Source organism: Mycolicibacterium aubagnense, from assembly GCF_010730955.1.
GTDB lineage: Bacteria > Actinomycetota > Actinomycetes > Mycobacteriales > Mycobacteriaceae > Mycobacterium > Mycobacterium aubagnense.
In genome coordinates this window covers 3,344,905-3,356,961 of the sequence record NZ_AP022577.1, presented here as the reverse complement: position 1 = coordinate 3,356,961, position 12,057 = coordinate 3,344,905, and the positions used below count along the sequence as shown (strand labels likewise).

Genomic DNA, 12,057 nt, shown 5'->3' with positions numbered 1-12,057 from the left:
GGTGGCGGCACGGTGCTGGGCGGGCGCGGGACGGTCTTCCTGCCGGACCGGGATACCTCGGCGGGTGTCGACATCGCGTCAACAGCGACGGGAGCTGTTGATCGCTCATCCCGGTCCGTCGGGTCCGCGGGCTTCGATTCTGACTTCGTGGCGGATAGGACGGCCGAGTTGTGCGCGCGGCGTTCGTGTTTGTCGTTCACGCTGGTGGGCGCATACCGACTGGGTTGAGCTTGCGTACCGATCGCGGCGTGCTCGGACTCGTGTGCCCCAGTCGTGCCCGACGGCCCCGAGTCGGCGCACGCAGCCCCCGGCGCGAAAACACCGAGGGCGGCACCCATGATCATCACTGCCGCAGGCCAAGTCAGAAGTCGCATCTTCGCCCTACCGGTAGGGAATGCTGCGGCATAGGAGTAGCCAACAACGATTCCGTCTTCGCGCTGTCTAACACACTCGGCACCTCCCTCGACCACGAATGACCTCAAGAGAGGGTTCGTTGCCACGACCCGAGCGGATAGGTCAACCTCCACGGTCGGCGACTTGGTGGCGTGCCTCGAACGGCACTGACGGCGCCGCAGCCCGAAGGAGCCGGAGGTACCTATCCCTGGCGGCGGGTGTGCATCCATTCGATCAGGGCCGCACTGTCGTCGTCGGACAGCTCGGTGCCGAAGGAGGCGGACAGTAATTCAGGCACATCGCCGATCTCGACATCACGTGTGAAGCACGATCCGTCGGGCTTCGTTGTAGTCCAGGCGGTTCCATCGAGAACATGCTGGGCATCTGCGGTAAATCGCTGGACGAAGGGCCGTGCGGTGAACGGCGACCTTGGCGAGGTCGACACATAGTGGTTGGCGACGGTGTAGTCGATCGGATACTGCGGATCGAGTGTGAAGACGTGCCGGTCGAGCCATGCCACCTCGCCATCCACACTCGACCGTTGCCACAACGTCCACTGGTCCGGGTGCAGTACCTCGGTGTCGGCGCCGAGCGGTGCACGGGACAGCCGCAACTGCCACCCGTCTTGGTCGACCTCGTTACCGGCGATGAGTTCGATGGGTTCGAGTGGTCCGCGGCCGAATCCGACATCGCACAGCCAGCGTCGATTGTCGTCGAATTCGACCACGATCAACGCGTGCGTCCGTGGCCGCACGGTCTCTGCGCCCAGGGTGACGCGTCCGGCGAGCGCGGTGAACCGGAAACCCAGTCGCTCCAGTGCCGCCGCGAACACCGTCACATGTTCGAAGCAGTAGCCACCACGCATGTGCCGAATCAGCTTGTTCTGCAGGGTATCCAGATCGAGAACGATGGCCCGGCCGAGCATGATGTCGAGATTCTCGAACGGAATCGAGGTGGTGTGGGCCCGGTGCAGGGCGGCCAAGGTCTGGACTGTCGGGACTCGCTCGCCGTGGAAACCGATGCGCGCGAGGTAAGCATCAAGATCGAGTTGGTCGCCTTGCCAAGTAGCCACGGCCCCCACGATAGCCAGACGCCTGGTCGGGACAGATCACACCGCGTCCGGCACGGCCGGCCCTACGAGGGTTTGCGGGAGGCGGCCTCGACTGCCGGCAGGTAGACAAGGTCGACCAGCTCGGCGAGGGTGCTCGATTCAATTGTGTTGCGCGCAAGCAGTAATTCGTTGCGCAGGAGTGCCAGAATGCTCACGGCCACCAGGTCGGGTATCTCGGCCGGCCCGATCTCGCCTCGATCACGCGCGGCGTCCAACGCGCGGCGAATCGTGTGGTCCGTGTGTGCGGCCACCTTGGTCCGGAAAGTCTCCAGGGTGGCGTCGTCGGCGTCGGCGATGATGCTGCGGTAGGTATCGAGGCCGATCTGTTGCCACTGATTGACCAGGGATTTGGCCATGGTGAGGATGTCGTCGCGAAGGTTCTGAGACGACGACACTTCGAAGAGTGGGGTGCGAAGCGTTGGTAGCGCGTCGGTGACCATCTGCGCGCGAGAACGGTAGCGGCGGTATAGGACTGGCTTTCCAGTCTTTGCCCGGCGGGCGACGCCTTCGAACGTGACACCGGAGTATCCGTTATCCGTCAGCTCAGCCCAGGTGGCGTCGCGGATTGCGGACAGAAGTGCGTCGTCCCGGCGCCGTGAAACAGGCTCGGATGGCACGGCCACTTCTCGACTAGGCACGTTGCGTATCTTAACCGGCCGCGCTAGCCTGACAATAGGAAACGCACCGTATCTTACGGGCGGAGCCGGCAGAGACTCCCGTGAAGCGAAGGTTGGGATCAGTGGCTGTTCAATTGCCAAACGTGGAGGACCTCGATCCCGCGCAACGCGAGGTCTATGACCTGTTTCCGGCCAACCTCTCGCGGGGTTTGGTCATGACCAGGGCTAGTGCGAAGCCATATCTGGCACTTGGACTTTCGTTTCGGACGGGAGCGCTGTCGGCCCAAACGCGGGAGTTGGTGATCCTGCGAGTCGGTGCGGTGACAAACGCTCCGTACGAAATCCATCACCACCTGCCCGAAGCACGCGCCGCCGGGATATCGGACTCAATGATCGACGACGTGCTGGCCGGAGCCACGTCGTTCGGTGACCGGCGCGTCGATGTGCTCATCGCGTTCGTCGATGACCTGCTGGCGCGGATCAAGGACGGAGCGGCGGGCACGGCAGCCATGCAGGAGTTGTACCCCGACAACGAAATTGCCGAAATCGCCCTGCTGGTCGGCCACTACGTGATGACCGCGCTGTTGATCAAGACGCTCGGCGTCGTCCCCGAAACGCAAGCCGCTGATGGCCCGAGCATTCTGGCCGAAGCCACCACCAAGCTGCACGAGAAGAAGTGAAGGACAGGCGATGACTGACGAAATTCCTTTTGAGGAAGGCGTATTCGACCTCGGCGGGGGAGCGCACGTATTTCTTTCCGGCACTGAAGCCCTCGGACTCGCCAATGCCGGTCTGGTGGTCAGTGGCGGCGAGGCTCTGGTCATCGACACGCTCTATGACGTCCGACATGCGCGGGCCATGTGCGCGCAGATGGACGAACTGACGGCGACCGCACCAGTCCGGTACGTGTTCAACACCCATACCGATGGTGATCACTTCTTTGGCAACCAGGTGTTCTCCGCTGATACCGAGATCATCACCACCGAAGCCGCCAGTGCGTTGATGACCCAAGAACATGCCGACCTCACCGCGAAGCTGCTGAACGCGGAAACCAAACCGGGCGGCACCCTGCAGGCCCTCGAACCGCTTGGGCGGCCCTTCGATTTCTCCGAAGTGCGGGTTCGAGCCGCCGACACCACCTTCAACGGCGAAAAGGCGCTACGAGTCGGCAAAATCGACGTCGAGCTCCACGAACTTGGTCCGGCACATACCGTGGGCGACGCCATCGCCTACCTCCCCGAGTTGAGTGTGCTGTATGCCGGAGATCTGTTGACCCACAACCCCGTTGCGGTCACGTGGTCGGGTTCGATCCCGAACTGGATCAAAGCGCTCGAGCGCATTCGTGCCTTCGGAGCTCAGAAAGTCGTCGCCGGCCACGGCCCCGTCCTCATCGGCCCCGAGATCAACGCGGCCATCGACCGCGGAATCCGATTCTGGTCCAACCTGCACACCGACGCGACGCGTCTCTACGACCAAGGGGTGCCAGTGGCGGAGGCGGTCGCCCGAATGGATATCCCAAATTATCCGGAAGCTGCTGCGACACTTCCGATCATCGTCACCGCGATCTATCACGAGCGTGACCCCGACGTCCCGTACCTCGACCTCACGCAAGCCATCGAGGCCATCGCGGCACAGCTGACGCACCACGCCTCGGGCCAGCAGTAGTTCATGCGTGCCGGGGTCGGATTGCGGTCGTGCCGCTGGTCGGATCCTGGTCGCGCGCCCGCGTTGTCAGTGGCTACGCGCCTACTATTCGCCGTCGGAGTAGTCGGCCGTGATCCAGCGGTCCGGACGCACGGTGAACAGTACGGTCGCCATGTCGCGCATGCCTTCGACGAACGCCCGCCCGCCCTCTTCGCCGAGGTAGCGAATAGCGATGGCTTCGCGAACCTCCAGCGGCGTCGGGCTTGTCGTGTCCACGACCGTGCCCTCGACGATCACGTACTGATACGGCGGTTCTTCGCGCTGGACCACCAGGGACACCGCGCCGGCTTGCTCGATCAACCGAGCCTTGCGTGAGGCCGCCCCCGTATTGATCCGGATGAGTCCGTCGGCGGTGTAGTCGTACCAAATCGGCACGCTCGCCGGTGGCCGGCCCTGATCTGCCGAGACGGATAACACGCCAACGTGCTTGTCCGCGAGGAAATTCTGCCGCTGCTCTACCGTGAAGGGCCTCATGGTTTCAGCCAACACGGCAAGCCGCGGGCGTATTCCGGGGCTTGCACGGTTAGCTCACGGACACTGATTGCACCGGCGCCGGCAGCGGGCGCACCGTGCGCTCATCACCGTGTCGAGGCCGCGAAACCGGCTCCGCGTGAGTCCGTTTCAGCCTCGCGGCGGCTGTCGTCTTCGACGGAGAAGCTTGGCGCGTGCCGGCGGCCGCCTCCCGCCGTAGTCGGCGCTCGTCCCGGGCGATGCGCCGGTTGAGAATCCGTCGGTCGCGATCAGTGACCGTGCGATTCAGCCGCGTCAGCAAGTCCAACTGCAGCCAGCTCAGTCCGTCCAGGTCGCCGTCGGCGTCGTGACTGGCCAGAACGATAGAGCCACGCAGCATCGGCACGGTTCGCGCGGTGAAGGTCGTTGTTGCCAGCAGCAATTCGGTAGCGGTCCGGTTTACCCGCCGCTGGCACCGGCGTGATGTGGGGGCGAACCAGAAATCGAATTGGCGATCAGTGCTGGTCAGGCATTGAAGCCGTTGGTTCTGAATTAGTTGAGTGATGTCCGCCGGCGTGTAGGCGCGGGTTTCGTAAACAGCGCCGCCGGCGCTGAAGTGCAAGACAGTGTTCATAGCGATAACCCATTCGGCTCTTTCTTCGTATGGACTCTCTGTCGACAGTGGCACCCGTACTGGGGTGCTGTTATCAACGGTACCCATGTGACAATTGAGACAAACATTGATAACGCTCTGTCCGCGCAAGATATGCCCGACGGGTCTGTGGTGCGCCCGGGCCGCCGCGTTATCCGATGAGCCGACACCGCCGCCGACCGTAGCTGTGTGGCTACGGCCGGCGGCGGCGGTTGACGGTGTCAGCGATGAAGCACCGGCCTCAGACTGACGTCAGCTCGGATTCGCGTTGGACCGGCTTCGGCCAGGGCTGCGGAATCGGGCGCTGACGCACGCGCTGTGGCCACCAGAACCAGCGTCCGAGCAGGCTGGCGATCGACGGCGTCATCAGGGACCGCACCACCAGGGTGTCGAACAACAGACCCAGACCAATGGTCGTACCGACCTGGCCGATGATGATCAGCTTGCTCACCGACATGGACATCATGGTGAAGGCGAACACCAGGCCCGCCGAGGTGACCACCGAGCCGGTGCCCACCATGGCGCGGATGATGCCCGTGTTCAGGCCGGCGTGGATCTCCTCCTTGATCCGGGAGACCAACAGCAGGTTGTAGTCCGCGCCCACGGCCAGCAGCACGATGACCGACATCGGTAACACCATCCAGTGCAACGGAATACCCACGATGTGCTGCCAGAGCAGCACCGAGAGACCGAAGGCCGATGCCAGACTGAGGACCACGGTGCCGACGATCACTGCCGATGCGACGACCGCACGGGTGAGGACCAACATGATGATGAAGATCAGGATCAGCGCCGCGGCCGCGACGATCATCAGGTCGTAGTCGGCGCCGATCTGCATGTCGTTGTACATGGCAGCGCTGCCACCGAGATAGATCGAGGAGCCTTCCAGCGGCGTGCCCTTGATCGCGTCGGCCGCGGCGACCTTGAGCGGTTCGATACGCGAGGTGCCCTCCTGTGTCAGCGGGTTACCTTGGTGAATGATGGTGAACCGCACCGCATGTCCGTCGGGCGACATGAACAGCTTGAGACCCCGCTGGAAATCTGCAGTCTCGAAGGCTTCCGGCGGCAGGTAGAACGAATCGTCGTTCTTGGCCGCGTCGAACGCCTCGCTCATCGCGGTGCCGGTCTTCTGCATCGCGATGGTCTGATCCTGCTGCGCCTTCTGCATCTGGTACTGGTTCAGCAGCACCTGCTTCTGGTGTTTCATCGACGCGATCTGCCTGGGCATCGTCGCGACCATCTTGGGCATCAGGTCGGCCATGCGCTGCATGTCGGGAACCAGATCCTGAAAGTCGTCGGACATCGTGCTGATGCCGTCGATGCTCTCGAAGACCGACCGCATGGACCAGCACACCGGGATGTCGAAGCAGTGCGGCTCCCAATAGAAATAGTTACGCATGGGCCGGAAGAAATCATCGAAGTCCGACAGGTGATCCCGAGTGTCAGCCATGTCATTCGAGGTCGTCTTCATTTTGTCGGCCATGCGTTGCGATACCGCTGCCAGATCTTTCTGGACGCTCATCATCTCGGTCATTGCGTCGATGCTGGTCTGCAGATCGTCGGCCTGAGAGAGCAGATTGTCCAGATTCGTCTGCGTGTAGTCGTTGTTCATGAGCTGCGTGGAGCCGCTCTGTCCGACGGTGTACGGGATCGTCGAGTGCTTGATCGGGTCACCGTCAGGTCGGGTGATGGTCTGCACCTGGGCAATTCCGTGCACGTTCTTCAGCGCCTTGGCGATCTTGTCGATCACCAGGAAGTCCGCCGGGTTCCGCAGATCGCGATCGGACTCGACCATCATCAGGTCCGGGTTCATCTTGGCCTGCGAAAAGTGCCGGAATGCAGCGTCATAGCCGACGTTGGCGGGGATGTCCTTCGGCAGGTAGATCCGGTCGTCGTAGATGGTGTGATAGCCCGGCAGTGCAATGAGGCCGACAAGTGCCGCCACCACGGCGCCGACCAGAATGGCGCCGGGCCAGCGCACCGTCGCGGTACCGACCCGATGCCAGCCGGCGGTTCTCGTGTTCATCCGGGGTTCGAGGACCCGGCCGAAGCGGGTTGCGACCGCGATCACCGAGGGCCCGAGGGTCAGCGCCATCGCGACCACCATCACCATGCCGATGGCCAGCGGGAAGCCCATGGTTTGGAAGTACGGCAACCGGGTGAAGTGCAGGCACAGGGTGGCGCCGGCAATGGTCAGGCCGGAGGCCAGCACCACGTGCGCGGTGCCGTGAAACATGGTGTAGTAGGCCGATTCTCGGTCTTCTCCGGCTCGTCGCGCCTCTTGATAACGCCCGATCAGGAAGATGACGTAATCCGTCGCCGCGGCGATCGCCAGCGTCACCAGCAGGTTGGTGGCGAAGGTGGTCAGCCCGAAAACGTTGTGGTAGCCCAGGAATGCCACCAGACCGCGCGCCCCGGAGAGTTCGAGCACGACCATCACCAACACGATCAAGGTCGCGATGACGGATCGGTAGACCAGCAAGAGCATGACCGCGATGACGCCGAAGGTGACGAGTTCGATCAGCTCCATGCTCTTGTCGCCGACGACGTTCTGGTCGGTGCTCGTCGCTGCGGGACCGGTCACATAAGCCTTCACCCCTGGCGGAGCGGGGCTTTCGGTGGCGATGTGGCGCACTGCGGCGACCGAGTCGTTGGCCAGCGTCTCCCCCTGATCACCGGCGATGTAGACCTGAACGTAGGCCGCCTTGCCGTCGCGGCTCTGCGCGCCCTTTGCGGTCAGGGTGTCACCCCAGAAGTCCTGGACATGCTGGACGTGGGTGGTATCGGCGCGGAGGTCAGCGACCATCTTGTCGTAGAAGGCGTGCGCGTCGGCTCCCAGCGGATTGTCGCCTTCGAGCACGATCATCACCGAACTGCTGGTGCTGTATTCGTCGAACACCTTGCCGACGCGTTTGGTGGCGATCATCGACGGCGCATCGTTCGGGCTCATGGACACCGCGCGCAGCTTGCCGACTTCCTCGAGCTGTGGGACGACGGTGTTCAGTGCGGCGATGACCCCGATCCAGGCCAGGATGATCAGCACCGCGAACCGGCGGAGGAACCGCGGTATCCCCTTGTGCCCCTTGTTCTCTACCACCGGGATGGCGTCGGTCTGGGCCTCGTCGGCCGGCGCGCTCATGCGGCCTTCACAAAGCAGAAGGTTTCGGCGTTCATACCGGTGGCGGTCCTCTCCTCTTTGACCACGTCATCGACACTGACCCGGCAGCTGATGCTGTTGCCGTCGCTCTGGGCCAGAATGTTGGGCTGCACCGAGGGCAGCGTGGTCGACAGCGTCAACGTCCACGGCAACGAAACCCCTGCAGCGCGCTGGGGCTTGCCTTCGAGGTCCATGTAGTTGACGACGGCGGTGCTACCCGTGCCGAAGATCTCGTATTTCACGAATTTCGGGTTGAAATCCTCGGCGTTGTCCGAGCTCTTCTCGGTAATCACAACAGGATTCGCGCCGAATACCTGGCGCACGTTCGACACGATCACCACACCGGCGGCGACCGCGACAACCACCAATAGCGGTAGCCATGCCCGCCGAAACACTCTTGTCATCGCTGCCTTCTTCAGAAGTTGCCGACCGCGCGGTCGTCGGGCATGCGGAGACGCACCACCATTGGCGGGCCCCGTACATCTAGCTAGGTAACCTAACGGAAAAAGTGGATAGAGTCCATCCATTTAAGTGTCGTCTTCGTTACAACCCGACGCCGGCCTGCCGCATTCCTGCCGCTGGCGAGTTGGCGTGAATTGCGCCGGAAAACACGTGGCCGGAAAACCCAGGCCCACGCCACTCAGCTATTGGAGGCGAAGTCCCAGACCTGCATGTTGCCGGCCGGATAGTTCATGCAGACGTCGGTGGCCTTGGCGACGACGCCCTTGTTGTTGAAGAAGATTTTGGCCCAGTTGCCCCAGTGGGTGGCCACCTGCTCGTAGTAGACGTTGGTGGCGGTGTCTTCGGAGTACTGGCGGCGGCCCACGGGATCGAGCGAGAAGAACCAGTGGATGCGGTCCTGGGCCATCTGCTGGATGTCGGCGGGACGGTTGTTCCGGTCGATCATGTAGCGCTGGTAGTACACCGGACTGGTGTCGCGTACTGCCTGCAGGTACTGCTCGGCATCGCAGGTGGTGGTGATGATCCGGTGCGGGATCGGGTAGTCGTCGGTCGCGTCAGCGGCAGCCGGCCCGGCCAGCGGCAGAGAGGTCGCCGCAAGGCCAAACGCCATGGCGGCCAGTCCGGTGCGGAGCGATCGAAGCGTCATGCGCGGACTCCCGTTTGCGACTGATGAGCGGCCTCTTCCAGTACCGAGCGCTTGTCGGGGCAATAGAAATCTATTGCGGCACTGAGGAACTGCCAGTTCTGCTGGGTGGCGTTCTGTCGCGACAAGTTGGTGGCGACGAACGTGGCCGACTGATAGGCGTCGTGGTCGATGTTGTTGTCCAACCGCTGGCAGGCGATCTTGCCCAGCCAAGCGTTGTAGTCCTTCGGGCCATAGATCCCGTAGGTGTGCAGCTGGTTGGCGAAGTCTGTATCGGGATCGGCATACGCTGTCGCCGAATTCGACACTGCCACAGCGATTCCGATACCGGCGGCCGCCAGCGCATGTACGGCCCGGTGATGTCGCGTCATGCAGCGCGCCCTCCTGGTTGCGGATCACCGCAATCGTCAGCCGATCGCAGTGTTCGGCATGAAACTATTCAGGTAAATGGATGAAGTCAATCCACTTACCGGAATAGTGTCTCGGATTACACTGCGGGGGTGATGACCCGCCCGACCTCGGATCGACCGTTGCGCAAGGATGCCGTGCGCAATCGTCAGCGAGTGATCGACGCGGCCCGCGATCTGTTCGCGACCCGAGGCCTGAGCGCGACGCTCAATGAGGTAGCGCACCACGGCGGGATCGGCGTCGGCACGGTATATCGCAGGTTCCCCACGAAAGAAGAGCTGTTCGAGGCCATCTTCGAGGATGCGATCGACGAGATCGCCGCGGTGGCCGATGCGGCATTGGAGTTCGACGATTCTTGGCGAGGATTTGCCTGGTTCGTGGAACAGATGTGCCAGCAGACGGCCACTGATCGTGGCCTGCGAGAAATCCTGTACGGCAAGGGTGGTGGGGGCAATCGGGTGGATGCGGCACGTACCCGCCTGGTCCCGAAGCTCGCGAAACTTGTTGAGCGCGCCCAAAAAGATGGTTATCTGCGACCTGGTGTCTCCGACAGCGACATGCCGATCCTGGGTCTCTTGGCGGGCACCGTCAGCGAGTTCGCCGGGCACGTCGACGCCGACCTGTGGCGACGGTACGTGGCGATCTTTCTTGACGGTCTGCGCGATCGCGATGGGCAGCACGCCCTGCCGGTCGACGCCCTCGATGCTGACCAGGCCGCGATCGCCATGACCACCTCGCCGCCGGAGTCCTGTTTCCACAAGTCGTAGCGGAGCGTCGCGGCAATGCGACGATTGACGCCATGACCGCAACGCTTGTCACGACCAATCTGGCCGGGGGCTTCGCCCACCGCACGCTCTTCGAACGGCTCGATGTGACGGTGGCGCCCGGCGATGTGATCGGCGTGGTCGGGTCCAACGGTGCCGGCAAGAGCACGCTGCTGCGGATCCTGGCGGGAGAACTCACGCCGCTCGAAGGAACAGTCAGCCTCGCGCCGGCCGACGCATTCGTCGGGTGGTTGCCACAGGAGCACGAGCGGGTGCCGGGAGAGACCGTAGCCGCGTACGTCGCGCGCCGGACCGGATGCGCCGCCGCGACACAGGCGATGGACGCCGCGGCGGAGGCCCTGGCAGATCCGGCGGCGGACGCCGATGGCTACTCCGCGGCGCTGGATCACTGGCTCGCGACCGGCGCGGCGGACCTCGACGAACGGCTGCCGGCAGTGCTGGCCGACCTGGGGCTCGATTCCGATGCGGTGCGGCCGGAATCGACTCTGATGACGGCGTTGTCCGGTGGCCAGGCAGCGCGCGTGGGGCTGGCCGCACTGATGCTGTCCCGCTTCGACATCGTCCTGCTCGACGAGCCGACCAACGATCTGGACCTGGACGGGCTGGCTCGGCTGGAAGAGATCGTCGGTAACCTCCGCGGTGGTGTGGTGCTGGTCAGCCACGATCGAGAGTTCCTGGCTCGCACGGTAACCCGCGTGCTCGAACTCGATCTGGCGCAGAACAGGACCACCGTCTACGGCGGCGGCTACGAGAGTTATCTGGAAGAGCGTGAGGTCGCGCGTCGACACCGGCGCGAACAGTACGACGAGTTCGCCGAGAAGAAGGCCGATCTGGTGGCGCGCGCACGTACACAGCGGGAGTGGTCGAGCCAGGGTGTGCGCAACGCGATGCGCAAGGCCCCCGACAACGACAAGAACCGGCGTAGCGCACAAACCGAGTCCAGCGAGAAGCAAGCGCAGAAGGTCCGGCAGATGGAGAGCCGGATCGCCCGCCTCGAGGAAGTCGAGGAGCCGCGCAAGGAATGGACGCTCCAGTTCACCATCGGGTCCGCGCCACGGTCGAGTTCGGTCGTCGCGACACTGGACAATGCCGTTGTGCGGCACGGGGATTTCGTTCTCGGGCCGGTGTCGCTGCAGGTTGACGCCGGCGAGCGCATCGGTATCACCGGACCAAACGGGGCAGGCAAGTCGACCCTGTTGCGGCTGCTGCTCGGCCGGCAGCAGCCTGATCAGGGCCGGGCGAGTCTGGGCACCAATGTCGCCATCGGTGAAATCGACCAGGCGCGTGCTGATTTCACCGGTACCGCCCGACTCGTCGATCGCTTCGAACAACACGTGCCGTCGTGGACCACCGCGGATGTGCGCACCCTGCTCGCGAAGTTTGGGCTACGGGCCGACCATGTGGAACGTACGGTCGAGGAGCTGTCGCCCGGTGAGCGCACCCGCGCTGGCCTCGCGCTGCTGCAGGCCCGCGGCACGAACGTATTGGTTCTCGATGAGCCGACCAACCATCTGGACCTCCCGGCCATCGAGCAGCTCGAAGAGGCGCTCAAGACCTACGACGGAGCACTCTTGCTGGTGACCCATGACCGCCGGATGTTGCAGAACGTTTGGTTGGATCGCTCATGGCTGGTCGAGCGCGGGCGCGTTACGGAGCTATAGCTCGAACTGCGCCA

General features: G+C 63.5%; 11 protein-coding genes and 1 pseudogene. 4 read left to right on the top strand and 8 right to left on the bottom strand.

All coding sequences use genetic code 11. The features are described from left to right. Window positions 1-595: 595 nt before the first annotated feature. Together G6N59_RS16350 and G6N59_RS16345 are read right to left on the bottom strand one after the other, a co-directional pair. Window positions 596-1,465 (bottom strand): arylamine N-acetyltransferase family protein, encoded by an 870-nt coding sequence (locus G6N59_RS16350; protein WP_138233271.1) that lies wholly within the window; start codon window positions 1,463-1,465, stop codon window positions 596-598. A 62-nt stretch (window positions 1,466-1,527) separates the two neighbouring features. Next, entirely contained in the window at window positions 1,528-2,127 is a 600-nt protein-coding gene (locus tag G6N59_RS16345; protein WP_170212474.1) for a TetR/AcrR family transcriptional regulator, read from the bottom strand. Between the two features lie 116 nt (window positions 2,128-2,243). Here G6N59_RS16345 and G6N59_RS16340 point away from each other — a divergent pair, with 116 nt between their 5' ends. Both G6N59_RS16340 and G6N59_RS16335 read left to right on the top strand, forming a co-directional pair. Beyond that, complete coding sequence (locus G6N59_RS16340; RefSeq protein ID WP_138233269.1) at window positions 2,244-2,801, top strand: carboxymuconolactone decarboxylase family protein; 558 nt, start codon at window positions 2,244-2,246, stop codon at window positions 2,799-2,801. Window positions 2,802-2,811: 10 nt separating this feature from the next. Then, a complete protein-coding gene (locus G6N59_RS16335; protein ID WP_138233268.1) occupies window positions 2,812-3,786 on the top strand; it encodes an MBL fold metallo-hydrolase in 975 nt (324 codons plus the stop codon). Window positions 3,787-3,870: 84 nt separating this feature from the next. Here G6N59_RS16335 and G6N59_RS16330 read toward each other — a convergent pair whose 3' ends face one another. The 6 genes and pseudogenes from G6N59_RS16330 to G6N59_RS16305 all read right to left on the bottom strand — a co-directional run bounded on the left by G6N59_RS16330 (window position 3,871) and on the right by G6N59_RS16305 (window position 9,560). Next, entirely contained in the window at window positions 3,871-4,299 is a 429-nt protein-coding gene (locus G6N59_RS16330; protein WP_138233267.1) for a pyridoxamine 5'-phosphate oxidase family protein, read from the bottom strand. A gap of 175 nt (window positions 4,300-4,474) precedes the next feature. Beyond that, window positions 4,475-4,909 (bottom strand): annotated as a pseudogene (locus G6N59_RS16325) (hypothetical protein); the annotation flags it as partial. 259 nt (window positions 4,910-5,168) lie between these two features. Continuing rightward, window positions 5,169-8,066 carry an MMPL/RND family transporter gene (locus tag G6N59_RS16320; protein ID WP_138233266.1) on the bottom strand — a complete coding sequence of 966 codons (2,898 nt, stop codon included), beginning with the start codon at window positions 8,064-8,066 and terminating at the stop codon, window positions 5,169-5,171. Beyond that, window positions 8,063-8,488 (bottom strand): MmpS family transport accessory protein, encoded by a 426-nt coding sequence (locus G6N59_RS16315; RefSeq protein WP_163911372.1) that lies wholly within the window; start codon window positions 8,486-8,488, stop codon window positions 8,063-8,065. Before G6N59_RS16315 ends, G6N59_RS16320 begins: the two co-directional genes overlap by 4 nt. Window positions 8,489-8,724: 236 nt before the next feature. Then, window positions 8,725-9,192, bottom strand: a complete 468-nt coding sequence (locus tag G6N59_RS16310; protein WP_407665697.1) for a DUF5078 domain-containing protein — start codon at window positions 9,190-9,192, stop codon at window positions 8,725-8,727. Continuing rightward, entirely contained in the window at window positions 9,189-9,560 is a 372-nt protein-coding gene (locus G6N59_RS16305; RefSeq protein ID WP_138233265.1) for a DUF732 domain-containing protein, read from the bottom strand. The genes G6N59_RS16310 and G6N59_RS16305 overlap by 4 nt, the downstream gene beginning before the upstream one ends. A 132-nt stretch (window positions 9,561-9,692) precedes the next feature. Between G6N59_RS16305 and G6N59_RS16300 the strand changes: the two genes are divergently transcribed. Further along, window positions 9,693-10,364: a TetR/AcrR family transcriptional regulator gene (locus G6N59_RS16300; protein ID WP_138233264.1), complete on the top strand. Its 672-nt coding sequence runs from the start codon at window positions 9,693-9,695 to the stop codon at window positions 10,362-10,364. Between the two features lie 32 nt (window positions 10,365-10,396). Next, entirely contained in the window at window positions 10,397-12,043 is a 1,647-nt protein-coding gene (gene abc-f, locus G6N59_RS16295) for a ribosomal protection-like ABC-F family protein (protein ID WP_138233263.1), read from the top strand. Window positions 12,044-12,057 lie beyond the last annotated feature (14 nt).

Excerpts from the sequence above, each read along its gene's own strand:
- G6N59_RS16335 (WP_138233268.1), top strand. The coding sequence starts at position 2,812 with ATGACTGACGAAATTCCTTTTGAGGAAGGCGTATTCGACCTCGGCGGG.
- G6N59_RS16315 (WP_163911372.1), bottom strand. The coding sequence starts at position 8,488 with ATGACAAGAGTGTTTCGGCGGGCATGGCTACCGCTATTGGTGGTTGTC.
- G6N59_RS16300 (WP_138233264.1), top strand. The coding sequence starts at position 9,693 with ATGACCCGCCCGACCTCGGATCGACCGTTGCGCAAGGATGCCGTGCGC.
- G6N59_RS16310 (WP_407665697.1), bottom strand. The coding sequence starts at position 9,192 with ATGACGCTTCGATCGCTCCGCACCGGACTGGCCGCCATGGCGTTTGGC.
- G6N59_RS16305 (WP_138233265.1), bottom strand. The coding sequence starts at position 9,560 with ATGACGCGACATCACCGGGCCGTACATGCGCTGGCGGCCGCCGGTATC.
- G6N59_RS16320 (WP_138233266.1), bottom strand. The coding sequence starts at position 8,066 with ATGAGCGCGCCGGCCGACGAGGCCCAGACCGACGCCATCCCGGTGGTA.
- abc-f (WP_138233263.1), top strand. The coding sequence starts at position 10,397 with ATGACCGCAACGCTTGTCACGACCAATCTGGCCGGGGGCTTCGCCCAC.
- G6N59_RS16330 (WP_138233267.1), bottom strand. The coding sequence starts at position 4,299 with ATGAGGCCCTTCACGGTAGAGCAGCGGCAGAATTTCCTCGCGGACAAG.